The 24,130-nt window shown below is 61.7% G+C and carries 23 protein-coding genes and 2 pseudogenes; 14 read left to right on the top strand and 11 right to left on the bottom strand.

Going from position 1 to position 24,130, the window contains the following annotated elements; genetic code table 11:
* Positions 1 to 2: 2 nt before the first annotated feature.
* On the bottom strand, positions 3 to 1,160 hold the full coding sequence (locus tag QU606_RS14235; protein WP_304998482.1) for an MFS transporter: 1,158 nt from the start codon (positions 1,158 to 1,160) through the stop codon (positions 3 to 5).
* A 239-nt stretch (positions 1,161 to 1,399) separates the two neighbouring features.
* Between QU606_RS14235 and sstT the strand changes: the two genes are divergently transcribed.
* Positions 1,400 to 2,620 carry a serine/threonine transporter SstT gene (sstT, locus tag QU606_RS14230; RefSeq protein ID WP_304998481.1) on the top strand — a complete coding sequence of 407 codons (1,221 nt, stop codon included), beginning with the start codon at positions 1,400 to 1,402 and terminating at the stop codon, positions 2,618 to 2,620.
* A gap of 125 nt (positions 2,621 to 2,745) precedes the next feature.
* Positions 2,746 to 3,771 carry an IS110 family transposase gene (locus QU606_RS14225; protein WP_024074122.1) on the top strand — a complete coding sequence of 342 codons (1,026 nt, stop codon included), beginning with the start codon at positions 2,746 to 2,748 and terminating at the stop codon, positions 3,769 to 3,771.
* Positions 3,772 to 4,040: 269 nt separating this feature from the next.
* Here QU606_RS14225 and QU606_RS14220 read toward each other — a convergent pair whose 3' ends face one another.
* On the bottom strand, positions 4,041 to 4,550 hold the full coding sequence (locus QU606_RS14220) for a DUF1993 family protein (protein WP_168233661.1): 510 nt from the start codon (positions 4,548 to 4,550) through the stop codon (positions 4,041 to 4,043).
* Between the two features lie 205 nt (positions 4,551 to 4,755).
* Between QU606_RS14220 and QU606_RS14215 the strand changes: the two genes are divergently transcribed.
* Positions 4,756 to 5,406 (top strand): YceH family protein, encoded by a 651-nt coding sequence (locus QU606_RS14215; protein ID WP_069075649.1) that lies wholly within the window; start codon positions 4,756 to 4,758, stop codon positions 5,404 to 5,406.
* Between the two features lie 361 nt (positions 5,407 to 5,767).
* On the opposite strand, the gene QU606_RS14210 is transcribed toward QU606_RS14215, so the two are convergent.
* Positions 5,768 to 6,586, bottom strand: a complete 819-nt coding sequence (locus QU606_RS14210; RefSeq protein ID WP_069075648.1) for a shikimate 5-dehydrogenase — start codon at positions 6,584 to 6,586, stop codon at positions 5,768 to 5,770.
* Between the two features lie 156 nt (positions 6,587 to 6,742).
* Here QU606_RS14210 and QU606_RS14205 point away from each other — a divergent pair, with 156 nt between their 5' ends.
* From QU606_RS14205 to QU606_RS14195, 3 genes are all read left to right on the top strand, one after another.
* Positions 6,743 to 7,117: a hypothetical protein gene (locus QU606_RS14205; RefSeq protein WP_041160888.1), complete on the top strand. Its 375-nt coding sequence runs from the start codon at positions 6,743 to 6,745 to the stop codon at positions 7,115 to 7,117.
* Between the two features lie 233 nt (positions 7,118 to 7,350).
* Positions 7,351 to 7,545 (top strand): hypothetical protein, encoded by a 195-nt coding sequence (locus QU606_RS14200; RefSeq protein ID WP_024074474.1) that lies wholly within the window; start codon positions 7,351 to 7,353, stop codon positions 7,543 to 7,545.
* A 91-nt stretch (positions 7,546 to 7,636) separates the two neighbouring features.
* The gene (locus QU606_RS14195; RefSeq protein ID WP_024074473.1) at positions 7,637 to 7,819 is read left to right on the top strand and encodes a hypothetical protein; all 183 of its coding nucleotides are present in this window, start codon (positions 7,637 to 7,639) and stop codon (positions 7,817 to 7,819) included.
* Positions 7,820 to 7,822: 3 nt separating this feature from the next.
* Here the strand turns inward: QU606_RS14195 and QU606_RS14190 are convergent, their stop codons facing one another.
* Positions 7,823 to 8,890, bottom strand: coding sequence for an AI-2E family transporter (locus QU606_RS14190; protein WP_304998480.1), 1,068 nt, complete (start codon positions 8,888 to 8,890; stop codon positions 7,823 to 7,825).
* 160 nt (positions 8,891 to 9,050) lie between these two features.
* On the opposite strand from QU606_RS14190, the gene yegQ reads away from it, so the two are divergent.
* Complete coding sequence (gene yegQ / locus QU606_RS14185) at positions 9,051 to 10,373, top strand: tRNA 5-hydroxyuridine modification protein YegQ (RefSeq protein ID WP_069075644.1); 1,323 nt, start codon at positions 9,051 to 9,053, stop codon at positions 10,371 to 10,373.
* Between the two features lie 4 nt (positions 10,374 to 10,377).
* Here yegQ and QU606_RS32970 read toward each other — a convergent pair whose 3' ends face one another.
* From QU606_RS32970 to QU606_RS14175, 3 genes and pseudogenes are all read right to left on the bottom strand, one after another.
* The gene (locus QU606_RS32970) at positions 10,378 to 11,133 is read right to left on the bottom strand and encodes a methyl-accepting chemotaxis protein (RefSeq protein WP_370531117.1); all 756 of its coding nucleotides are present in this window, start codon (positions 11,131 to 11,133) and stop codon (positions 10,378 to 10,380) included.
* Positions 11,134 to 11,235: 102 nt separating this feature from the next.
* A pseudogene (locus QU606_RS32965) lies at positions 11,236 to 12,057 on the bottom strand (cache domain-containing protein); the annotation flags it as partial.
* 162 nt (positions 12,058 to 12,219) lie between these two features.
* Positions 12,220 to 13,539 carry a Na+/H+ antiporter family protein gene (locus tag QU606_RS14175; RefSeq protein WP_162163605.1) on the bottom strand — a complete coding sequence of 440 codons (1,320 nt, stop codon included), beginning with the start codon at positions 13,537 to 13,539 and terminating at the stop codon, positions 12,220 to 12,222.
* Positions 13,540 to 13,779: 240 nt separating this feature from the next.
* Between QU606_RS14175 and QU606_RS32960 the strand changes: the two are divergent.
* Together QU606_RS32960 and QU606_RS32955 are read left to right on the top strand one after the other, a co-directional pair.
* Positions 13,780 to 15,069, top strand: a pseudogene (locus QU606_RS32960) (HAMP domain-containing protein); the annotation flags it as partial.
* A 102-nt stretch (positions 15,070 to 15,171) separates the two neighbouring features.
* Entirely contained in the window at positions 15,172 to 15,927 is a 756-nt protein-coding gene (locus tag QU606_RS32955; RefSeq protein WP_370531116.1) for a methyl-accepting chemotaxis protein, read from the top strand.
* Positions 15,928 to 16,252: 325 nt separating this feature from the next.
* Here QU606_RS32955 and QU606_RS14165 read toward each other — a convergent pair whose 3' ends face one another.
* Genes QU606_RS14165 through QU606_RS14150 form a run of 4 tightly spaced genes read right to left on the bottom strand, consistent with a single transcriptional unit; the run spans position 16,253 to position 18,850 of the window.
* Positions 16,253 to 17,572 (bottom strand): sensor histidine kinase, encoded by a 1,320-nt coding sequence (locus tag QU606_RS14165; RefSeq protein ID WP_024074467.1) that lies wholly within the window; start codon positions 17,570 to 17,572, stop codon positions 16,253 to 16,255.
* On the bottom strand, positions 17,569 to 18,237 hold the full coding sequence (locus QU606_RS14160; protein ID WP_069075642.1) for a response regulator transcription factor: 669 nt from the start codon (positions 18,235 to 18,237) through the stop codon (positions 17,569 to 17,571). Before QU606_RS14160 ends, QU606_RS14165 begins: the two co-directional genes overlap by 4 nt.
* Positions 18,237 to 18,548, bottom strand: a complete 312-nt coding sequence (locus QU606_RS14155; protein ID WP_024074465.1) for a PepSY domain-containing protein — start codon at positions 18,546 to 18,548, stop codon at positions 18,237 to 18,239. The genes QU606_RS14160 and QU606_RS14155 overlap by 1 nt, the downstream gene beginning before the upstream one ends.
* Positions 18,548 to 18,850: a PepSY domain-containing protein gene (locus tag QU606_RS14150; protein WP_024074464.1), complete on the bottom strand. Its 303-nt coding sequence runs from the start codon at positions 18,848 to 18,850 to the stop codon at positions 18,548 to 18,550. Before QU606_RS14150 ends, QU606_RS14155 begins: the two co-directional genes overlap by 1 nt.
* Positions 18,851 to 19,060: 210 nt before the next feature.
* Here QU606_RS14150 and QU606_RS14145 point away from each other — a divergent pair, with 210 nt between their 5' ends.
* From QU606_RS14145 to QU606_RS14125, 5 genes are all read left to right on the top strand, one after another.
* Positions 19,061 to 20,140: a hypothetical protein gene (locus QU606_RS14145; RefSeq protein ID WP_024074463.1), complete on the top strand. Its 1,080-nt coding sequence runs from the start codon at positions 19,061 to 19,063 to the stop codon at positions 20,138 to 20,140.
* A 122-nt stretch (positions 20,141 to 20,262) separates the two neighbouring features.
* Complete coding sequence (queD, locus tag QU606_RS14140) at positions 20,263 to 20,619, top strand: 6-carboxytetrahydropterin synthase QueD (RefSeq protein WP_304998479.1); 357 nt, start codon at positions 20,263 to 20,265, stop codon at positions 20,617 to 20,619.
* Positions 20,620 to 20,825: 206 nt separating this feature from the next.
* Positions 20,826 to 21,449 (top strand): NUDIX hydrolase, encoded by a 624-nt coding sequence (locus QU606_RS14135; protein WP_024074461.1) that lies wholly within the window; start codon positions 20,826 to 20,828, stop codon positions 21,447 to 21,449.
* A gap of 192 nt (positions 21,450 to 21,641) precedes the next feature.
* On the top strand, positions 21,642 to 22,910 hold the full coding sequence (codB, locus tag QU606_RS14130; RefSeq protein ID WP_024074460.1) for a cytosine permease: 1,269 nt from the start codon (positions 21,642 to 21,644) through the stop codon (positions 22,908 to 22,910).
* Complete coding sequence (locus tag QU606_RS14125) at positions 22,907 to 24,112, top strand: PucR family transcriptional regulator (protein WP_193690399.1); 1,206 nt, start codon at positions 22,907 to 22,909, stop codon at positions 24,110 to 24,112. Before codB ends, QU606_RS14125 begins: the two co-directional genes overlap by 4 nt.
* Positions 24,113 to 24,130: the final 18 nt, after the last annotated feature.

Raw genomic sequence — 24,130 nt, 5'->3', positions numbered from 1 at the left:
GCTCAGGCGTTGGAGGCAGCGGGCTGCTTGGCCGTCATCAGCCACAGCGCCAGCAGGATCGACACCAGGATAAACCCGGAGGCGGCAAAGCCCAGGCTGCCCAGGCCCAAGGTGTCGATGACATGCCCACCGACCATGGCCCCCAGGCCGATACCCAGGTTGGCCCCGGCGATATTCAGCGACGCGGCAAACGCCGGCGCATGGGGCGCGGCCTTCATCAGGCGGACATGGCTGACCAGGAACATCGCCGCCTGGGTCACGCCCCACACCGCCATCGCCGCCGCCAGCCCGATTGTCGAATGAATGGCGGGCACCACGGCCACCATGCCAGCGATCATAAACCCGCAAAACACCATGGAGGCGATCAACGGGTGACGATCCACCGCGCGCCCGCCGAGGGAGTTGCCGATCAGGCCGACCGCGCCGAACCCCATCAGGCACCAGCCCACCAGCGTACCGTCGAACCCGGCCAGGCGCTCGAGGATGTCCGCCAGGTAGGTGTAGGCGGTGAACATGCCGCTGAACACCAGGATCGACAGCAGGATATGCCCCTGCATCAGCGGGCTGCGCAGGATCTTGAACTGTGAGCGCGAGGTGACCTGCTCGTTCTTGGCGTTCGTGACGGGCAGGTAGATGTACAGCAGCAAGGCCTTGGCCAGCGCAATGGCCGCTAGCAGGGCAAACGCCGTACGCCAGCCGAACATATCGGAAATCAGCGTGCCGACCGGGATGCCAAACACCGTGGCGCAGACAATCCCGAAGCCGATCTTCTCAATGGCGCGCCCGGCGAATTCGGGGCCGACGATATCCACCGCGGTTTCACTGGCCAGGGCCCAGAACACCGGCAACCCCAAGGCCGGGATCAAGCGGGCCAGGGACATGACCCAGATATTCGGCGCCAGCGCGGCCACGCTATTGGCCACGGCGAACATGACCAGGATCGTGATGAACAGGCGTTTGCGCTGGAATCGGGCGAAGTAGGCCGTGAGAAACGGGCCGAACGCCGCCACGGTGAACGCGAACAGGGTCACCAGCAACCCAGCCTGGGACACGCTGACATTCAGGTCGCGGGCAATCGACGGCAGCAGGCCGACGATGATGAATTCCGTGGTCAGCACGGTAAAGCCGGCGGCCGACAGCAGCAGGATCGGAAACAGCATGAAAACTCCAGAAACGACGACATCAACGACTGCCCTGGGGGCTCGCTGACGGAGAGGAAAGATGAGAGGCAAGAATCTTAACAGAACATGTCCGGACTTGGCTAAGACCGGCGCCCGGCCGGTGACGCGTTGCCGCATTGGCAGGGACAGTTCGTGCAGCATGCTAGACTTCGCGACCTGTTTCCTACAGCCCTTTCCGCCCGCCCTGCTGCACCCATTAAAAAAACAGAGACAACTTTATGACTGCTGCCCCTTCCCTCTTTCAACGACTTGCGCGTGTCAGCCTGGTCACGCAAATCGTCATCGGCTTGATCGCCGGTATCCTGCTGGCCCTGCTGTTGCCCGAAGCCGCCAAGGCCACCGGGTTTATCGGCAAAGTGTTTGTCACTGCGCTCAAGGCCGTCGCGCCGATCCTGGTGTTTGTGCTGGTCATGGCGTCGATCGCCAACCATAAACACGGCCAGGAAACCCACATCAAGCCGATCCTGTTCCTGTACCTGCTGGGCACCTTTGCCGCGGCAGTCGTTGCGGTGATCGCCAGCACCCTGTTTCCCTCGTTCCTCGTACTGGCCCCCCATGACGCCACGGTGAGCGCCCCCGGCGGCATCGGCGAGGTGCTGCAAAGCCTGCTGCTCAGCGTGGTGGATAACCCGATCAGTGCCCTGATGAATGCCAACTTCATCGGCATCCTGGCCTGGGCCATCGGCATGGGGATCGCGATTCGCCATGCCGGCGAAACCACCCGCACCGTACTCGACGACCTGTCCAACGGCGTCACCTTGATTGTGCGCGTGGTGATCCGCTTTGCGCCGCTGGGTATCTTCGGCCTGGTGGCCTCGACCCTGGCCACTTCCGGTTTCAGCGCCCTGCTCGGCTATGCGCACCTGTTGGTGGTGTTGATCGGCTGCATGCTGTTCGTGGCCTTGGTGATCAACCCGGCCATCGTGTTCTGGAAGCTGCGCCGCAACCCGTACCCACTGGTGCTGATGTGCCTGCGCGAAAGTGGCATCACCGCCTTCTTCACCCGCAGCTCGGCGGCGAATATTCCGGTGAACCTGGCGTTGAGCAAACGCCTGGGCCTGCATGAAGACACCTACTCGGTGTCGATCCCCCTGGGCGCCACCATCAATATGGCCGGCGCCGCGATCACCATCACCGTATTGACCCTGGCTGCCGTGCACACCCTCGGGATTGCCGTCGACCTGCCCACCGCCGTACTGCTCAGCGTCGTCGCGGCAGTCTGTGCCTGCGGAGCCTCGGGGGTGGCCGGTGGTTCACTGCTGCTGATTCCCCTGGCGTGCAGCCTGTTCGGCATTCCCAGCGAAATTGCCATGCAGGTGGTGGCGGTCGGTTTCATCATCGGTGTGTTGCAGGATTCGGCGGAGACTGCACTTAACTCGTCCACGGATGTGTTGTTTACCGCGGCCGCGTGCCTGGGCAAGGAAGAACTGCCTGCTTGAACTCCAGGCGTAAAAAAGCCCGGGGCCGTTCATTGAAGAACGCCCCCGGGCTAATGAGATGGTCCCCCCCACACCCTGCGAGGGCTACGCTTTCGCAGGGTGTTTTGTTTTTGGAGGCCATCATCATGAGCGAGTCAGCACTGATCGGGATCGATCTCGGCAAACATAATTTCCACCTTCTGGGCCAAGACAAATCGGGCCGCGAGGTGTTTCGCAAAAAGCTCTCGCGAGCGCAGATGATGCGGTTCTTCGGCAACTTACCGAGCTGCGTCGTGGTAACGGAAGCCTGTGCCGGCTCTCACTTCATCGCCCGTCAGCTTGCGGCGATGGGGCATACGACCAAGTTGATTTCACCGCAGTTTGTCCGCCCTTTCGTCAAGGGCAACAAAAATGACTTTATCGACGCAGAGGCCATTTGCGAGGCGGCTTCCCGTCCGTCCATGCGCTTCGTTACGCCTAAAACCGAGTCTCAGCAAACCCTGTCTGTCCTGCATCGCATGCGCGAGTCGTTGGTGCATGACCGCACCAAGACAGCCAATCAGATGCACGGTTTCCTGCTGGAATTTGGCATCAGCCTGCCCAAAGGCTCAGCCATCATGAAGCGTTTGGCAGCTGTTTTGGCCGAGCATGAGCTGCCTGTGCGGCTGACAGTGCTGTTGCAACGCCTGCACGATCACTTCGTTTACCTGGATGAACAGATCAAGGAACTGGACAAACAACTGGCTTGCCAGCTGGCCGACGATGATCTGGGGAGCCGTTTGCTTAGCATGCCGTGTGTCGGTCCGATCACCGCCAGCCTTCTGGCTGTAGAAATGGGCGATGGCAAGCAATACCGATGCAGTCGCGATTTTGCGGCTTCAGTGGGCTTGGTGCCGCGACAGTACAGCACGGGCGGCAAAGCCAATTTGTTGGGGATCAGCAAGCGGGGTGACAAGCACCTGCGGCAACTGCTGGTGCAATGCTCCAGGGTTTACATGCAGAGGCTGGATCATCAGAAGGGGGCTTTGGCCGACTGGGTGCGAGCGCTGCTGCGCCGACGACACTCGAATGTGGTGGCCTGTGCCCTGGCCAACAAACTGGCGCGTATCGCTTGGGCGATAGCGGCTCACCATGCGCAATATGAAGCAGGGCCAGACGCCTTGAACGCCTGACCCTGCGGTTGTTGCAGTACCACAATTCACCCTTCAGGTTTTGCGATAGCTGAACAACGGATGACGTGAACGGCCTACCGGCCTGGCGAAGATCCTGACATAAAAATCGGCTTCAGAAGCCGACGGGCTTTTAAGGATCGTCAGGCGCGACTCTCATCGTGGCGCTGGGGCAAGCCCCAAACAGACGCCGGATAGATTTAAGCAAGCCAACCACATCGCCCGTTAATCAGTATTGCAAAAATGGGGGGGACCATAGATTTTTTATAGGCTTAGAAAGCGCCCATGTAGTCGCGCTTGCCCACTTCCACACCGTTGTGACGCAACAAGGCGTAAGCAGTAGTGACGTGGAAGAAGAACTGCGGCAGGCCGTAGGTCAGCAGGTAGGACTGGCCCGTGAAGCGTTTCTCTTTCGGGGTGCCTGGGCGAGTGATGATTTCGATACCTTCCTTGCCGTCGATCTGCTCAGGCTTGATGGTGTCGACAAACGCCAGGACCTTGGCGATCAGCGCTTGCAGGTCGGTGAAGGTCACTTCGCTGTCTTCGTACTTCGGCACTTCAATCTCGGCCAGGCGTGCGGAAACACCTTTGGCGAAGTCGACCGCGATCTGCACCTGGCGCACCAGTGGGAACATGTCCGGGAACAGGCGCGCTTGCAGCAGGGCGTTGGGCTCGATGTTCTTGGCGGTGGCGTGGGCTTCGGCTTTGTTCAGCACATCGCTCAGGGCGTTGAGCATTTGCTTGAAGACTGGGACGGAGGCGGCGTACAGGGAAATAGTCATGACAGTCTCATCGGTAATGGCAGGGTTGGAACCAGCGGCGATTATAGCCATGCCGAGCGCTTGTCTTTTATTTTTTCCGGCTTAGGCTAGGCGGGGGCGTTCTCAATTAGATTCCCCGCCGCGCCGGGCCTGGTCTGCTTTAAGGCGACAACGGGGTAGGGAAACCCATTGAGAACGCCCCCATTCACTGCATAGGGAAAGCGCGATGACCGCCGAGCACGACACCGACACTCCTGAGCCGCGCCTGAACAGCACGGAAATCCGCATCCTGGGCTGCCTGATCGAAAAACAGGCGACCAACCCCGAAACCTATCCCCTGACCCTCAACGCCCTGGTCCTGGCCTGCAACCAGAAGACCAGCCGCGAACCCGTCATGAACCTCAGCCCAGGCCAGGTCGGCCAGAGCCTGCGCGCACTCGAAGGCCAGGGCTTTACCCGATTGGTGATGGGCAGTCGCGCCGACCGCTGGGAGCATCGGGTAGACAAGGCGCTGGAGCTGGTGCCGGCCCAGGTGATCCTGACCGGGCTGCTGTTTTTACGCGGACCGCAGACGGTCAATGAACTGCTGACCCGCAGCGGGCGCATGCATGATTTCGAAGATGCCGAGCAAGTGGTGCACCAGTTGGAGCGCCTGATCGCACGCGGATTGGCGCTGCTGGTGCCACGTCAGGCGGGGCAGCGGGAAGATCGCTATACCCATGCGCTGGGGGACCCGGCGGATATCGAGGCGATTATCGCGGCGCGGGGGAGCCCGGTGGAGCGCTCTGCCGGCGCGGTCTCGCTGGATCGTATTGAAGAGCTTGAAGCACGGATTGCGGCGCTGGAAGAGCGCCTGGCACAGCTGGAACAGGCCTGACACGGTCAAAAATGTGGGAGGGGGGTTGCCCCCGATAGCGGTGGTTCGGTCAATACATTCATTGCCTGATACACCGCCATCGGGGCATGGGTATCTACACAACTTTTCAGCCCCTGACAAATCTCCCTGTGGCGAGCGGGCTTGTCCCGCGTTGGGCTGCGTAGCAGCCCCAAAACCAGCCTCTGCAGAGTGTCTGATACACCGCGTTCTTCTTGACTAGGGCTGCTACGCAGCCCAACGCGGGACAAGCCCGCTCGCCACAACAGCCCTATTTTCCGGGCATTCAGCGTTGAGCCAACGTTGTGTAGATACCTATGCCATCGGGGGCAAGCCCCCTCCCACATTTGATCACCAGCGTTCTTCAGCTTCGGGCAAACACCACGGCCTTTTCGAACTGTTCCTGAGTCGGTCGAATGCCGGTGTACAGGACGAACTGCTCCAGCGCCTGGATCGCAATCACTTCCAGGCCAGTAATCACCCGCTTGCCCTTGGCCCGCCCTCGCACAATCAACGGCGTTTCGGCGGGGATCGCCACCACATCGAACACTGTCTCGGCTTTATCAACGGCATCCGCCTCAAACGCCAACGCGTCCGCCTCGGCCCCGCCGGTCATGCCGATCGGCGTTACGTTAATCAGCATCCGTGGGCGCAAATCACCCAGTTCAGCCCGCCATTCGTACCCAAGATTCTGCGCCAATGCCCGCCCCGCCGCCTCATTGCGCGCCACGATCACGCCATGGGCATAGCCACCGTCACGCAAGGCACTGGCCACGGCCTTGGCCATGCCGCCGCTGCCACGCAGGGCAAAGGTCGAATCCTGTGGCACCCCGTGTTTTTTCAGCAGTTGTTCGATAGCGATGTAGTCGGTGTTGTAGGCCTTGAGGTGGCCGTCGGTGTTGACGATAGTGTTCAGGGAGTCAATGGCTTGAACCGAATCATCCAGTTCGTCCACTAAGGCAATGGCGGCTTCCTTGAACGGCATGGACACCCCGCAACCGCGAATGCCCAAGGCGCGAATACCGCCGATCGCACCGGGCAAATCCTGGCTGCTGAAGGCTTTATAGTAGAAGTTCAAACCCAACTGCTCGTACAGATGGTTATGAAAACGCAGGCCAAAATTCCCAGGGCGCGCCGACAGTGACATGCACAATTGGGTGTCCTTGTTGGGGTGCATCTGCATCGCAAGCTCCTTTAAGTAAGCAAATGGGTACAGACCTTACACAACCTTTACCTAGTGGCTGTGCTGTTTTTCAGAAATACGTTGTCTTAAAAGTATCCCCGCGACAATCCTTGAGTCTATTGATTGCAGACCACAAGCGCAGGGGCTAACCGAGGAATGACCATGATGCGTAAACTCCCCAAGATCGCCCTGCTTATCGGCGCACTCGCTATGGCAGGCCAAGCCTCAGCCCACGGTGGTGGTTGGGGTGGCCCGGCCGTTTTGGGTGCTCTTGTCGGTGCCGCCGTCGTCGGCTCCGTCGTTGCCAGCCAGCCGCGTGAGGTCTATGTGCAGCAGCCGGTGTACGTCCAGCCGCAGCCGGTGTATGCCGCTCCGCCGCCGGTCTACTACGCCCCGCCGCCACCGGTGTATGTGCAGCAACAGGTTTACTACCGTCCGGCGCCCGTCTATTACGGCCCGCCACGCGGCTACTACGGCCCTCCCCGCGGTTACTACGGCCCGCCCCATGGCTACTATGGCCGCGGCTGGTAAGCTTGAATTGACACACCTGAACAGGCCTCGCCCACACGCGGGGCTTTTTTTCGGGCGAAAAAGGCTGGATTCGGGAGGCCAATGTCGCTTTGAAGACAACGGCCAAGCAGCAATCCCACATCATTCAGATCGAAAGTCTACTTGCCCGACCGGGGCTCGCGCTGTCATGTTTACGTCACGACACCCCCTCACTCTTAAACCAGTCCACCCCAAAACAACAAGGACGACTGACCATGCCCACACAAAACCCACACCGCACCGCCGGCCTCTGTACGTCCAGCAGGGTCTATAGCGCCCTGACTGAACTCAAGCACCTCGAAGGCCACCGCAGCGCGAAGTTCCTGGCATTGCTTACGGAAAACCTGGTACGCAAGGGCCTGCTCAGCGAGCAGGAAGTCGTGAGCATGCTCGATCAAGTGGTGGATTGACGCCTGGCGTTGATGTCGACTATCGAGCCAGGTGATTTTTCCTGCACGCCGGCCCCCCGTAAGGTGACCTCCATAGCGATTGGAGGTATTTATGCCCACTGTTCAGATCATGTCCGTTATCGGTAGCGCCGTCCCCGCGCCCCTTCGCAAGGCCGGCTTGCTTGCCTGCTGGTATGTGGTCCGTGATGGCGAGCCCATCAGCGGCCCGCTCACCTCGTTGTCGGCCGCAGAAAAACAACTGCAACACGCGACCCACGTCCGGCTCCACGCCTGAGAATCAGGGCAGTGGCAGCTTGACCCGTGGCTTGCTTTCGACAAATAGCGCCCAACTGGACATGAACAATGCCGCTACCAGCGGCCCGATCACAAACCCGTTGAGGCCAAATACTGACAAGCCGCCCAGGGTCGAGATCAGAATCAGGTAATCGGGCATCTTGGTGTCCTTGCCCACCAGGATCGGGCGCAGCACGTTATCCACCAGGCCGATCACAAAGACGCCGAACAAGCCCAGCACCACACCCTGCCAGATCGCCCCGCTGAGCAGGAAATACGCGGCAACCGGCGCCCATACGATCCCCGCGCCCACGGCCGGCAGCAGCGATAGAAATGCCATCAATACCGCCCAGAGCAACGCACTGGGGATATCCAGGAACCAGAAAATCAAACCGCCCAGCGCTCCTTGGGTCACGGCCACCAGGACGTTGCCCTTGACCGTGGCACGCACCACGCGGTTGAACTTGAGTTGCAGGCGACGCTTTTGCGGTTCGGCCAAGGGCACTGCGGTACGCACCTTGCGCACCAACTCCGGGCCGTCGCGCAGCAGGAAGAACAGCAGGTACAGCATGATGAAAAAGCTCACCAGGAAATCAAACGTGCCTTGGCCAAAGCTGAACGCCTGAGTGGCGAAGAATTGGCTGCCCTGCATCGCGCTCTTGACGATTTTCTCGCGCAAGCCCTCCAGGTTGCCCATGCCGAAGCGATCCAGCAGGTGCTGGAAGTACGGTGGCAGGACGTTCTTGAACTGTTCGATGTAACCGGCCACGTCCAACTTGCCGCTCTCGATGTTCTTGTACAGCGTCGCCCCTTCCTGCACCAACAACGCGCTGGTGATGATCACCGGCAGGATCGCGATGATCAGGCAGGCCGTGAGAGTCGTCAGGGACGTGAGGTTGCGATTCCAGCCAAATTTGAACTGCAGCCGGCGCTGCAAGGGCGCAAAGATGATACCGAGGATGACCGCCCAGAACACCGCGCCGTAGAACGGCAACAGAATCCAGATAAAGGCCATGGTCACCAGGACCAGTAAGAGCAACAGGGTTTTGAATTGCAGGTTGGTCGCGTTCATGTCCGATCCATGTCAAAAAAGCAGGGCGCGTGTGTGCGCCCTGATGCTTAGTCCACTGCGCCCCCTGCGAGTGCCATCTTTGTTGCAAGCGTAGACCCAGATCAATAAAGCCTTCGCCGGCTTGCACTACCCTGCCGCACTTTTGCCCCAAGTGCCGACCATGCCACCTATCCTCGCTCCCGAACTGCTCGCCCCCGCTGGCACCCTGAAAAACATGCGCTACGCCTTCGCCTACGGCGCCGATGCGGTCTATGCCGGCCAGCCGCGCTACAGCCTGCGAGTGCGCAACAATGAATTCGACCACGCCAACCTGGCCCTGGGCATCCAGGAAGCCCACGCGCTGGGCAAGCGTTTCTACGTGGTGGTGAACATCGCGCCGCACAACGCCAAGCTCAAGACCTTCCTCAAGGACCTCGCCCCGGTGATCGCGATGGGCCCGGATGCGCTGATCATGTCCGACCCGGGGCTGATCATGCTGGTGCGCCGGCATTTCCCGATGATGCCGATCCACCTGTCGGTGCAGGCCAACACCGTGAACTGGGCCAGCGTGGAGTTCTGGCAACAGCAGGGCATCTGCCGCGTGATCCTGTCGCGGGAGTTGTCCCTGGAAGAAATCGGCGAAATCCGCCAGCAAGTGCCGGCCATGGAGCTGGAGGTGTTTGTGCACGGTGCGTTGTGCATGGCCTATTCCGGGCGTTGCCTGCTCTCGGGTTATATGAACAAGCGCGACGCCAACCAGGGCACCTGCACCAACGCGTGCCGCTGGAAATACCAGGCCACGCCCGCAGTGGAAAATGCCACCGGCGATATCGTCCAGGAATATCAGCCCGAGCCAACCCTGGGTATCGGCGCACCGACCGACCAGGTGTTCCTGTTGCAAGAAGCCAATCGCCCCGACGAACACATGCCCGCCTTCGAGGACGAACACGGCACCTACATCATGAACGCCAAGGACCTGCGCGCCGTACAGCACGTGGAGCGCCTGACCCATATGGGCGTGCACTCACTGAAGATCGAAGGCCGCACCAAGTCCCACTTCTACTGCGCGCGCACCACCCAGGTGTACCGCCAGGCCATCGACGATGCGGTGGCCGGGCGTGAATTCGACCGTAGCCTGATGACCAACCTGGAGTCCCTCGCCCAGCGCGGCTACACCGAAGGTTTCCTGCGCCGTCATGTCCATGACGAATACCAGAACTACCAGAACGGCAGCTCGGTTTCCGAGCGCCAGCAGTTTGTCGGGGAGTTGACCGGCGAGCGCCGTGGCGAGTTGGCCGAGGTCAAGGTGAAAAACCGCTTTGCGGTGGGCAATCACCTGGAACTGATGACCCCCGCCGGCAACTTTCACTTCGACCTGGCCACGTTGCATAACGCCAAGGGCGAGGCTATCGAGGTGGCGCCGGGGGATGGACACACAGTGTATGTCCCCCTGCCAGCCGAGATGGATTTGCGCTACGGCCTGTTGATGCGCGACATCGTGTAGCCGCTCAGATCCTGAACTGACCGACCAATTGCCCCAGGCGCTGGCCCAGATCAGCCAGGCTGCGCGACGTCTGGGCGCCCAATTGGGTTTCATCGGCCACGCTGTCCACAGCCACGGCAATCTGATGCACGCTGCGATTGATCTCTTCGGCCACTGCCGTTTGCTCTTCAGCGGCGCTGGCGATCTGCGCGTTCATCGAATTGATGGTGCCGATCAACTGCGCCATGGTGTCGAGTGACGCCCCGGCTTCGTTGGCCTGAGCCGAAGTGCCGTCACCGGCATCGCTGGAGCGGCGCATGGCATCGACAGCGGCCTCGGTGCCTTTTTGCAGGCGGTCGATCATGCCCTGGATTTCCTGGGTGCTGGTCTGGGTACGGCTGGCCAGCGCGCGCACCTCGTCGGCGACTACGGCGAAACCCCGCCCGGCCTCCCCGGCCCGGGCGGCTTCAATGGCGGCATTGAGGGCCAACAGGTTGGTCTGCTCGGCAATCGAGCGGATGACGCTCAGTACGCTGACAATCGACGATACATCCTGCTTCAAGCTGTCGAGGGACACGCCACTGCTGCGGATATCGTTCACCAGCGCATGGATTTGCGCGATGCTGCCGTCCACCACGCGCTTGGCGGCCTGGCCTTCGGCGTCGGTCTGTTGCGCGGCCACGGAGGCACCTTGGGCACTGCGCGCCACTTCTTGCGCAGCGGAAGACATCTGGTTGATCGCCGTGGCCACCTGGTCGGTCTCGTGGCGCTGGCGCTCCATGGCCTGTTCTGAACGCTGGGCCTGCTCGGACACCTGGCTGACCAGGCCGGTGAGTTGCGCGGTCATTTCGGTGATCTGGCGTACCAGGCCGTGGATCTTGTCGACAAACCGATTGAACGCCCCGGCCAGGTCGCCCAGTTCATCCTGGCTGGTGATGGCCAGGCGGCGGGTCAGGTCGCCTTCGCCGGCGGCGATGTCGTCGAGGTTGGCTTTCATCAGGTGCAGTGGACGCAGGATGGTATTGGCCAGCACCACCCCCACGGCGGCGATCACCAGCAACACCACCACGGCCACGCCGAGGATGCTCAGCAATACGCCTTCCATGCGTTTTTCCACCTTGGCCTCGACCACCGCCACCTGGGCTTCAATGCCGTCCAGGTTGACCGACGTGCCGATCACCATGTCCCATTTGGGCAGGTATTCGGTGTAGCCCATCTTGGGTACCAGTTCGGTCTGGCCCGGTTGGGTCGAACTGTATTGCAGGTAGTGGGTGCCATCCTTGCCGACCTTGACCAGGTCGCGGTTGACGTAGACGCCGTTGGGGTCACGGTTGTCCTTGAAGCTCTTGCCCACACCGTCCGGGCTGTTGCCCTTGAACAGGCGGATGGTCTCGGAGTCGTAGCCAAAGAAGTAACCGTCCTTGCCGTAGCTGGTGTTGGACAGCAGCTTGACCACCTCGGCGCGCGCCGCCGTATCGCCGGGGGCCGCCGCGTCGTAGAGCGGCTTGATGGTGGTCATGGCCACTTCTACATAACTTTTCAGGGTGGCCTTGGCGTCATTGAGCAGGCGCTGGCGGGTTTCATCCACCTCGTTACGCGCTTGCCCCTGGAGGATCGACACGGTGGTCAGGCTGATCACCAGGGCAAACAAGAGCACCGGCACGACGGCGAGGGACAGGACTTTGGCCTTCAAACTCAGACGCATGGCTTTTCTCTCTTATTAGTGGCGACTTAAAGAGGTTAGCGGCCAATTGAGAAATATCTGTAGGAGCGAGCGTGCTCACGAAAAACCTGAGCACCGCAGGGTGTCAGGTTTGCCGCGTTATCGTTGACGTTCTTCGCGAGCCAGGGCGGTGCAACATGCCGGTCAGAGGATCATGGCGGCCAGCCAGCCAAACGCCAGCAGCGGGATGTTGTAATGCAGAAATGTCGGCACCACGGTGTCCCAGATATGGTGGTGCTGGCCGTCGATATTCAGGCCGGAAGTCGGGCCCAGGGTGGAGTCCGAGGCAGGCGAGCCGGCATCGCCGAGGGCGCCGGCCGTGCCGACGATGCATACGATAGCCAGCGGGCTGAAGCCCAATTGCACGCACAGCGGCACGAAAATCGCCGCCAGGATCGGCACCGTGGAAAACGACGAACCGATCCCCATGGTCACCAACAGGCCCACCAGCAACATCAGCAACGCCCCAACCCCACGGCTATGCCCGATAAACGCCGCCGAGGCCTCCACCAAGGAGCGCACGTCGCCGGTGGCCTTGAGCACTTCGGCAAAACCCGACGAGGCAATCATGATGAAGCCGATCATGGCCATCATCTTCATGCCTTCGGTGAACAAATCGTCGGTCTCGCGCCAGCGCACGATGCCCGACACCGAGAAAATCAGGAACCCCGCCAGGGCGCCGATGATCATCGAATCCAGCCACAGCTGAATAATGAACGCCGAGGCAATCGCCACACCCGCCACCAGCAGGGTCAGCGGGTTGTACTGCACCGCCACTTGCTCTACCCGCTCGATTTTCTCCAGGTCATACACGCGTTTCTTGCGATAGCTGATAAACACCGCCACCAGCAGGCCAACCACCATGCCTAACGCCGGCAGCCCCATGGCATGGGTGACATTGACCTGGCTGATGTCCACGCCGCTCTTGGCCACGTTGGCCAGCAGGATCTGGTTGAGGAAGATATTGCCGAACCCTACCGGCAGGAACATGTACGGCGTGATCAGGCCGAAGGTCATCACACAGGCGATCAGGCGGCGATCCAGTTGCAGCTTGGTCAGCACGTAGAGCAGCGGTGGCACCAGCAGTGGGATAAAGGCGATATGGATGGGCAAGATGTTCTGCGAAGCAATTGCTACCCCCCACAACAGGCCGATCAACACCCATTTGACATGACTGCCGCCCGTGGCTTCCTGGCGGTCCACCAACATCAACGCCTTGTCCGCCAGGGCATGGGCCAGGCCGGACTTGGCAATGGCCACCGCAAAAGCGCCGAGCAATGCGTAGGACAACGCCACGGTCGCGCCACCGCCCAGCCCACCATTGAAGGCCTGGAGAGTGGCCTCGATGCCCAGGCCGCCAGTCAGGCCACCCACCAGGGCGCCGACAATGATGGCAATGACCACATGCACGCGGGACAGGCTGAGCACCAGCATGGTGCCGACCGCGGCGATGACTGCGTTAATCATGGTTACCTCAAGACAGAAACATAAAAACAGGCATGCCCACGCGTGCGGCCACGGTAATGGCGGCCAGCATGCAGGCTTCAAGGAGGTCTTATTAGAGGGCGCGCACTTTGCAGCAGGCGGGGCCGCATGTCAAAAAACGACGCCGCTGCTAGATTTAAATTGAACGTTTGAATAAAGAAAAACTTGCAGCGGTCGATACAGGGGTTCTTTGTGTTTTCAGGTTAAGGATGCTCCGCGATGTCCCTCAGACAGCTCTCCATTCAATGGAAAATCACCCTGCTCGCCGGCCTTTGCCTGTTGGGGATCGTGACCCTGCTGGTAGGTCTGTCGCTGTATCGCATGGAGCACAGCTCCGAACAGGTCAAGGTTTCGAGCATGCAGATGCTCGATGAAGCCGCCCAGGCGCGTATCGAGGCGCAAGGCGATGTGCAGGCGCTGGGCATTCGCCAGCAGTTCATGGACGCCTACCAGTACGGCCACGGTTTTTCCCGCCAGGTGCTGTTCCTGCGCGAACAGGCCGAGAAACGCTTCCTCGACGCTTTCGACACCCGCGAAGACCTGACCCGCCAGGTCAAGGCTGCACTGCAGGCCAACCCGGACCTGTTGGGCCTGTCCCTGGTGTTCGAAGCCAATGCGCTGGACGGCAAGGACGAACTGTTCGCCAACCAGGCAGAGCTGGGCAGCAACGACAAGGGCCGGTTCGCCCTGTACTGGTCGCAACCGACGCCGGGCAAACTGACGTCGATGCCGCTGCCCGAAAGCGACATGACCGACACATCCGTCGGCCCAAGCGGTGAAAAAGCCAACGCCTGGTTCACCTGCCCACGCACCACCCTCAAGCCGTGCGTGATCGAACCCTATTTTTATCGGATCGACGGGCAGAACGTGCTGATGACCAGCATCGTCTTCCCGCTGATGGTCAACGGCAAAGTCATCGCCTCGTTGTCGGTGGACATCAACCTCAACAGCCTGCAGAGCATCAGCCAACGGGCCAGCGAGAAGCTGTATGACGGGCAGACCCAGGTCAGCATCCTCAGCCCCACCGGCCTGCTTGCCGGCTATAGCCCGGACGCCAGCAAGCTCAGCCAGCGCCTTGAGCAGGTCGACAGCGCCAACGGCGCACAACTGACCAGCGCCCTGGCCGGCAGTACGCAAATCAGCAGCCTGCGCACCGACCATCGACTGAAGGTCCTGGCGCCGTTCGCGCCGATTCCCGGTGGCAAGTCGTGGGGTGTGTTGCTGGATGTGCCGGAAAAAGTCCTGGTGGGGCCGGCAGAAGCACTGAAGGCGCAGATGGATGCCGATAACACCCGCGGCACCCTGCTGGAACTGGGCCTGGGCCTGCTGGCCGCCGTGATCGGCCTGATCCTGGTGTGGCTGATGGCGCGCAGCGTGACCCGACCGATCCTCGGTGTGGCGCACATGCTCGAAGACATCGCCAGCGGCGAAGGCGACCTGACCCGTCGCCTGGCTTATGACAAGCCAGACGAACTGGGCCAACTGGCCGGCTGGTTCAACCGCTTCCTCGACAAGCTGCAACCGATCATTGCCGAGGTCAAACGCTCGGTGCAGGACGCCCGTGGCACCGCCGACCAGTCCGCCGCGATTGCCAGCCAAACCAGCGCCGGCATGGAACAGCAATACCGCCAGGTCGACCAGGTGGCCACCGCCTCCCATGAAATGAGTGCCACCGCCCAGGACGTCGCCCGCAGCGCGGCCCAGGCGGCCCAAGCGGCGCGGGATGCCGACCAGGCAACCCGCGACGGTCTGACGGTAATCGACCGCACCACCACCAACATCGGGCTCCTCGCTGCGGACATGAGCACGGCCATGACCCAGGTCGAAGGCCTGGCGGCCAACAGCGAGCAGATTGGTTCGGTGCTGGAAGTGATTCGCGGCATTGCCGAGCAAACCAACCTGCTGGCCCTTAACGCTGCCATCGAAGCTGCCCGCGCCGGTGAGGCAGGCCGTGGCTTTGCCGTAGTGGCTGACGAAGTGCGCAACCTGGCGCGACGGACCCAGGAGTCAGTGGAAGAAACCCGCCTGGTGATCGAACAGCTGCAAAGCGGCACCACCGACGTGGTCGGCGCCATGGGCAACAGCTATCGCCAGGCCCAGGGCAGCGTCGAACAAGTGGGCGAAGCGGTCACCGCACTGCGCCAGATCGGCGACGCGGTGACGGTGATCAGCGACATGAACCTGCAAATCGCCAGCGCCGCCGAAGAGCAAAGTGCGGTGGCCGAAGAGATCAATAGCAATGTGGCAACGATCCGCGATGTCACCGAGTCGCTGTCGGAGCAAGCCAATGAATCGGCGCGGGTCAGCCAGGCGTTGAACAGCCTGGCCAACCAGCAGCAGGGGTTGATGGACCAGTTCCGCGTCTGAGGGTCGAAGGCAGTCCAATGTGAGAGGCCCCACACCCTCGTCGACGTGGCGCTGTCGCACAGCCGACTGTGACCTCTAGGGTGAGTGGGCTGGTAAGTGGGCTTGTTGTGGTGAGTGGCCTTGTGGCGAGTGGCCTTGTTGTGGCGAGCGGGCTTGTCCCGCGTTGGGCTGCGAAGCGGCCCCAAAACCTGGCGATTTAATATGCCTGGATAAACGCGGTGGCTTTATTGGGGCTGCTGCGCAGCCCAACGCGGGACAAGCCCGCTCGCCACAACAAGGCCACTCACCACAACAAGCCCGCTCCCACATTTTTATCTAAGGTGTGTCAGCCATGGCGCTTGGGTAATTCGATCAACGCCTTCAAGCCGCCCAACTCGCTCTCCTGCAACTGCAACACCCCGCCCCACACCTCGACGATATCCCGCACGATCCCCAGGCCCAGGCCATGGCCGTCCGTCTGCTCATCGAGACGTGTACCACGGCTGAACACTTCGTCGCGCTGGGTCTCGGGAATGCCAGGGCCGTCATCCTCCACCGTCAGCAGGTAACTGTGTGGCGTCTCGCTGACGCTGACGCGCACTTCGGCATCTGCCCATTTGCAGGCGTTGTCCAGCAGGTTGCCGAGCAGCTCCAGCAGGTCTTCGCGATCCCACGGCAGTTGCAGGCCCGGGGCGACGTGGTGGCTCAGGTCCAGGTGGTCGCCGTGGATCATGTTCAACGTGGCCAGCAGGCCGGGCAGTTCTTTTTCACAATCAAACAAGGCGCCCGGCAGGGTTTCGCCGGCCAGGCGCGCACGGTTGAGTTCACGATTGAGGCGTTGCTGCACCTGCTCCAACTGGTCACGAAGCAATTTGCGCAACTCGGGGTGGTCCTTGAGCGCCTCGCTGGAGGCCGCACTCAGCAGCACCGCCAGCGGGGTTTTCAGTGCATGCCCCAGGTTGCCCAGGGCGTTGCGCGAGCGCTTGAGGCTGTCTTCAGTGTGAGCCAGCAGGTGGTTGATCTGCGCCACCAGCGGCTCCAGTTCCAGCGGCACCTGGGTGTCGAGCTGGGAACGCTGGCCCTGTTGCAATTGGGCGATCTGGTTGCGCGCGGTTTCCAGGGGGCGCAACGCCCGGCGCACGGTGACTCGTTGCAGGATCAGCACCAGCAGCAGCGCCGCCAGCCCCAGCACCAGGCCGATTTGGCGCATCAGTCGGAAGCTTTCGCGCACCGGTGTGTAGTCCTGGGCCACGCTGATCGAAATCGCTTGGCCAAAGCGCTTGTAGTCCGAGCGTAGTACCAGCAGCTGCTGGCCCTCCGGCCCCAGTTGCAGGTTGCCCTTGAGCCCGGTCTCGGGGAGCCGGGGCAGTTCCTGGTCCCACAGCGAGCGGGAGCGCCAGTGAATGTCGGCAAAATCGATACGAAAATAATGCCCGGAGAACGGCCGCTGATACGCCGGCGACAGGCGGTGCTCATCCAACTGCACGCCGTTGGGCCCGCGCACCAGCGCCACCAACAGGTTCTCGCTGTCGTTACGCAAGCCAGCTTCCAGGTAACGCTGCAAACCGGCCTCGAACAACCACAGGCTGGTTTGCGCGAGTACCACGCCGACGATCACCATCACGCTGATCAGCCCCAGGCTCAGGCGTCGCTGGATCGACTTCATGCAGGGCTGGCGCCAAACCGGTAGCCCTGGCCGCGCCGGGTTTCGATCACGCTGCGGCCCAGCTTGCGGCGCAGATGGTTGACGTGCACTTCCAGCACATTGGAGTCGCGCTCGGTCTCGCCGTCATAAAGATGCTCGGCCAGATGGCTTTTCGACAGGATCTGTTCCGGGTGCAGCATGAAATAACGCAACAGGCGGAATTCAGCGGCGGTCAGTTGGATTTCCTCGCCGTCGCGCAACACGCACTGGCGGCCCTCGTCCAGATGCAGGCCGGCAGCTTGCAGGGTGGGCTGGTTGGCCTGGCCATGGGAACGGCGCAACAACGCCTGGATGCGCAGGTGCAGTTCTTCAGGGTGAAAGGGTTTGCTCAGGTAATCGTCGGCGCCGGCCTTGAGCCCCTCGATGCGCTCGGCCCAGGAATCCCGGGCGGTGAGCACCAGCACCGGGGTGGCCAGCGCGGCTGCGCGCCATTGCGCCAGCACTTCCAGCCCCGGCAAGCCAGGCAGGCCGAGGTCGAGGATGATCAGGTCATAGGGCTCGCTGCGGCCCTGATACACCGCGTCGCGCCCATCCGCCAGCCAATCGACCGCATAGCCCTGGCGTTGCAGCCCAGCCAGCAGTTCATCGGCCAGGGGTACGTTGTCTTCCACCAGCAGCAGGCGCATCAGTCTTCCTCGTCTTTGATCAGCGCACCGGTCGTGGCGTCGAGCTTAATCTCGCGCACCACGCCTTCGGTGGTCACCAGTTCCACTTCATACGCGTACTGGCCATGTTTTTTCTCAAGTTCCGCCTCCAGCAACCGCGAGCCGGGGTGCCGCGCCATGGCCTGCTGCAACAGTTGCTCCAGCGGCAGGATCACGCCCTGCTGGCGTAGCGCCAAGGCTTCATCCTGGTTGAGGTCACGGGCCGACAGGCTTGAGCAGAATGCCAGGAGCACCAGCACCGCCAAACCCGTGGCACGTCGATATACCTTCATTACGTATCCTGATGATTCTTGAGAACTTGCCCGGTGAGCGCGTCCAATTCAACGTCCCATTCGATACCGTGGGCATCTTCCAGTTCGACTTCATAGATGTACTTGCCATAGGCCTCATCCAGATCGGTGTCCAACAGCGTTGAGCCGGGATGCAGGGCCAGGGCGGTGGCGTCCAGTTGATCAAAGGCGACAATTGTAACAGTGGCGGGCACGGTCAGTGGCTTGTCAGGGTCCACGGCTCCAGCCTGGGTCGCCGTGGACGTGATGATAGCGGCGGCGACCAGAGCTGTGAGGCGCTTCATGATAAGTCTCCGTTACACGATGTTTTCCTACGCCGGTCACGGTAACGGCTGCAACTTAACTGAAACTGAATTGCCACCATGGCAATTACGAGTATGCGCAAACGCGGTCACAAAGATTTCGCCAGCATCGTGTGTATCCAGGATTCACGCGTTATCGTTGACGTTTTCGCGAGCAACCTCGCCCCTGAACTTGCCTCAACAGAGACCGGTATGACAGCCATCCATATCAAGTTTCCCGCCCTGACGCTCAAGGCCGGTAAACGTGCGTTCACCCGCATTCGCGAACAGGGCCTGCAGCCGGCCGACGTCGGCACCCTCCCCGGCGCGGCCGGCGGCCCTAAAGCCTTGGGCATCCAGGGCCTGGACCTGGCCCTGTTCGGCGACTGGCTGCCCCGCGCGCCCCGGGAACGCGCGCTGATCGGCGCGTCGATCGGCTCCTGGCGCTTTGCCAGTGCCTGCCTGCCCGACCCGGTGCAAGGCTTGCTCGACCTCGGCCGACTGTACAACGAACAACGCTTTGCCAAGGGCGTCACCATGGCCGACGTCAGCCAGAGCTGCCAGCGCATGCTCGATGACCTGCTGGCCGGACGTGATGCCCAGGTGCTGGACACCCCCAACTATCGATTGAACATCATGGTCGTCAAGAGCCACGGCCTGCTCGCCGATGACCATCGCGGGCGTCTTGGCCTCGGCCTGTCGTCGGTGATTGCCGACAACCTGCGTGGCCGCGCGCGGCTGTCGCGGCATTTCGAACGACTGATCGTCCACGACCCCCGCCAGGCGCCGCCAGTGCATCCGTTGAAGGATTTTCCGTCGCGCTTCCTCACCCTGGACCTGGGCAACCTGCGCCAGGCGCTGCTGGCCTCCGGCTCGATCCCCATGGTGATGCAAGGCGTGCGCGACCTGCCCGGAGCGGGTGCCGGCACCTACCGCGACGGCGGCCTGCTGGACTATCACCTGGACCTGCCCTACCACGGCGACGACATCGTGCTGTACCCGCACTTCACCGACCGGGTCATCCCCGGCTGGTTCGACAAGGGCCTGCCGTGGCGGCGCAGCAACCCACAAGGCTTGCAGGATGTGTTGCTGCTGGCGCCGTCCAAGGACTACCTGGCCCGCCTGCCCCACGGCAAACTGCCGGATCGCAGCGATTTCAAGCGCTTCATGGGGGATGACCCGAGTCGTAACCGGTACTGGCAGACCGCGATGAGCGAGAGCCAGCGATTGGGCGATGAGTTTCTGGCATTGGCCGATAACGGTGGATTAGGCGAGCGCTTGCAAGCCCTTTGACCCAACGCCTTTCTCCTGGAGGAGCGAGCCTGTTCGCGCCTGCAGAGGGACGGTATGCGCGACGTGTGATGTAGCTGTTAAACTCGCCGCCTGCCAGAAACCTGACCGAGCCGAAAAATACTGTGGAAATCTTCAAGGAATTTACATTCGAGTCCGCCCACCGCCTGCCCCATGTACCGGAAGGCCATAAGTGCGGGCGCCTGCATGGGCATTCGTTCAAGGTGGCGATCCACCTGAGCGGCGACCTGGACCCTCATACAGGCTGGATTCGCGACTTCTCGGAGATCAAGGCGATTTTCAAGCCGCTCTACGAACGCCTCGACCACAACTACCTGAACGACATCCCGGGCCTCGAAAACCCGACCAGCGAAGTACTGGCCAAGTGGATCTGGGCCGAACTCAACCCCCTGCTGCCGGAGCTCAGCGCCATTCGCATCCATGAGACCTGCACCAGCGGCTGCATCTATCGCGGTGAATAAACCCATGCGGTACAAAACACCCTGGCGGTAATGCCAGTCAGCCAAGGAAGAACACGGTCACTGTGGCGAGGGCGTTTGCGCCTTCGCCACAGGTTAGCGGTGACCCGCTCTATACCTTGATTGACCCGCATCACCCTTGCGGTGTTTTTTTATGCCCGGTATTACAGGCTTGGACCTGCCCCTGTTCAGTCACCCACGAGGTTCGTATGGAAAACATCTGGCTGGCCCAGGCCAAACGCTTACAGGCACTGGCTTCCACCGGGCTGCATTTTTGCACCGACGATTTCGAGCGCGAGCGTCTGGAAGAAATTGCCGAAATTGCCCATAGCATGCTCGCGCAACTGGGCAATGTGCCGCTGGAGCGCATCACCGGGTTGGTGAGCGATTTTGCCCAGCGCTATTCCACGCCGATGATCGATGTGCGCGGCGCGGTGATCGAGGGTGACAAGATCCTGCTGGTGCGCGAGTTGACCGACGGTTGCTGGGCCCTGCCAGGGGGCTACGCCGATATCGGCTTGTCGGCGGCAGAAAACATCATCAAGGAAATTCGCGAGGAAGCCGGGCTGACCGTGACCGCACGCGCGCTGTACAGCGTGACGCACAAGGCCAAGGGGTTGTACCGGCCGGATGTGCGGGACTTCTACAAGCTGTATTTCCTGTGTGAGCGGGTCGACCAACTGGCACCCGCGGCGGGTTTTGAAACCACCGAGGTGGGTTTTTTCGCCCTGGACAACCTGCCGCCACTGTCCCGTGGCCGCACCATTGAAAGTGATCTGGAAGCGGCGTTTGCCTTTCATCGCGGCGAGACCACCCAGACCCTGTTCGACTGATCCAATTTGTATCACCGCTGCACCGCTTTCGTGCCCGATTGGGCACACAGAACACTCCTGCCCGCGCGCGCCCCCCTGATTGGCTATAAATACTGTGCACACTGCACAACGCCCGCCATGCGTCCTTCACTGCGGCGAATGTGGCACGCGCGGTGCAATAGGCCTGCGTCACTCATTCAGGGAGCAAGGCACATGACGCAGCAAGATCCAGGCAACGATTACCCCCTCAGCGAAGTCCCCATGCATGCGCGCAAGGGGCTGGCGTCGACCGCCATGGTGCTGCTGGGTTTCACGTTTTTTACCGCAACCATGTTTGCCGGCGGCAAGCTGGGGGTGGCCTTCAGTTTCATCGACATGCTCGGCGTCGTGGCCTTGGGTAACCTGCTGTTGGGCATCTACGCCGCCGGCCTGGGTTACATCGCCTTCAAGAGTGGGCTGAATTCAGTGCTGATGGGACGCTTCTGTTTTGGCGAAGTGGGCAGCAAGCTCAGTGACTTGATCCTCGGTTTCACCCAGATCGGCTGGTATGCCTGGGGCACCGCCACGGCCGCCGTGGTGCTGGGCAAATACTTCGAGCTGAGCCAGGGCAGTGTGCTGGCGCTGATGGTGCTGTTTGGCCTGGTGTTCTGCGCCACGGCCTATGTGGGCTATCGAGGGTTGGAGATTCTGTCGTACATCGCGGTGCCGGCCATGGGCATTCTGCTGTTTCTGTCGATGTGGGTGGCGACCGTCAAGGTCGGCGGGCTGGACGGCCTGCTGGCGGTGGTGCCGAGCGGTACGCTGGACTTGTCCACGGCGATCACCCTGGTGTTCGGCACCTTTGTCAGCGGCGCGACCCAGGCCACCAACTGGACACGGTTTTCCCGCTCGGCCAAGGTCGCGGTACTGGCCAGCCTGATCGGCTTCTTTGTCGGCAATGGCCTGATGGTATTGATCGGCGCCTATGGGGCCATCGTCTATCAGCAACCGGATGTGGTGGAAGTCTTGCTGCTGCAAGGTTTTGCCATGGCGGCGATGGCCATGCTGTTGCTCAACATCTGGAGCACCCAGGACAACACCATCTATAACTTCGCCGTCGCCGGTTGCAACCTGCTGCGCACCCGACGTCGCAAGACCGTGACCCTCGCCGGTGCGGTGATCGGCACCCTGCTCGCCCTGCTGGGCATGTACGACCTGCTGGTGCCTTACCTGATCCTGCTCGGCACGGTGATCCCGCCCATCGGCGGCGTGATCATGGCGGACTTCTTCTATCGCTATCGCGGCCAGTACCCGCGCCTGGCAGAGGCGCGCCTGCCCGCGTTCAACTGGCCGGGCCTGGTGGCGTACGCCGTGGGTACGTTGCTGGCATTCAACTCACCCTGGGTCGCGCCGCTGGTGGGGATTGTGGCGGCGTCGCTGACCTACGTGGTGCTCACCGCCGTCCTGCGTGTGCGCACGCCATTGGCTGACGCCCAGGCATGAGCCTGACCCTTGCCGATGTGCTGGCCCTGCCGGGCCTGGAGTCCATGCGCCTGCGCGCTGGCTCGGCCGGCCTGGATAACGTGGTGCGCTGGCCGTATGTGGCCGAAAACACTGGGATCGCCGAATGGGTGCTCGGCGGTGAACTGGTGTTCGTCACCGGTATCAACCACCCCCGGGATGAGGCCAACCTCCTGCAACTGCTGGACGAAGCCTGTCAGCGCCAAGTGGCCGGGTTGGTGATCCTGACCGGCCCCGCCTATATCCAGGTGATCCCCCAGCGCTTGCTGGACGCCGCCGAATCCGCTGGCCTGCCCCTGATCGAGCAGCCCTACTCGTTGAAAATGGTGTTGGTGACCCAGGCGATCGGCTCGGCGCTGATCCAGTCCGAACAACTGGGGCGTTCGCGGCACGATGTGCTGGAACGCTTGCTGGCCGGCGACTTTCAATCCCTGGACCTCCTGCTGCACCGCGCCGCCCAACTGGGCCTGTCGCTGGCAGGGCATTGGCAAGTGGTGCAATTACAGCTGGAGGGCAGCGACGCATTGTTTACCCAGGGCGATGCCGGGCACATGGAAGCGCAGTTGGCTCGGCAACACGAAAGCATTACTCGGCGCCTGCGTCAGTATTCGGCGTCGATACCCGTCCTCGGGAGGGCCGGGCAATGGACGTTGTTGCTGCCGGCCGCGGATGCCGTTGCCGCCTTGGCCAACCGCGAGCAGTTGGCCAGTTGGTTGAAGCCATTGAACCTGCGCCTGGCGCCCCTGAAAGTGTTTATCGGCCTGAGCGCCGCCGCCCATCCGCCTGCGCGCCTGGCCCTGGCACAGGAGGAAGCACGCCAGGCGTTGACCGCCGCGCGACGCTTCAGCGAGCGCGCCGGGCTGTGCGTGTATGACGAACTGGGCGTGCTGAAACTGCTCAGCGGTGTTCGCGATCGCGCGCTGCTCGATCAGTTTCTCAATGAGCGCCTGGGCCCGTTACTGCGCCATGACCGGCATCATGGCCCAAGCCTGATGCCGACCCTGGAAGCCTGGTTTCATGAGAATGGTAACCTTGTGGCCGCCGCCCAGCGCCTGGCCGTTCACCGCAATACCCTGACGCACCGCGTCCAACGCATCGAAGCCCTGTGCGGGCTGACGCTGGATAATTCATACGACCGCCTGGACATCGGTATCGCCCTGATGATCTGGCGGCTGTCTGCCTGATTGTTTTAGCCAAGAGGA

The sequence above is a fragment of the Pseudomonas sp. OVF7 genome (assembly GCF_030644265.1).
GTDB classification, from domain to species: Bacteria; Pseudomonadota; Gammaproteobacteria; order Pseudomonadales; family Pseudomonadaceae; genus Aquipseudomonas; species Aquipseudomonas gorinensis.
This window is presented reverse-complemented; position numbering and strand designations above follow the sequence as displayed.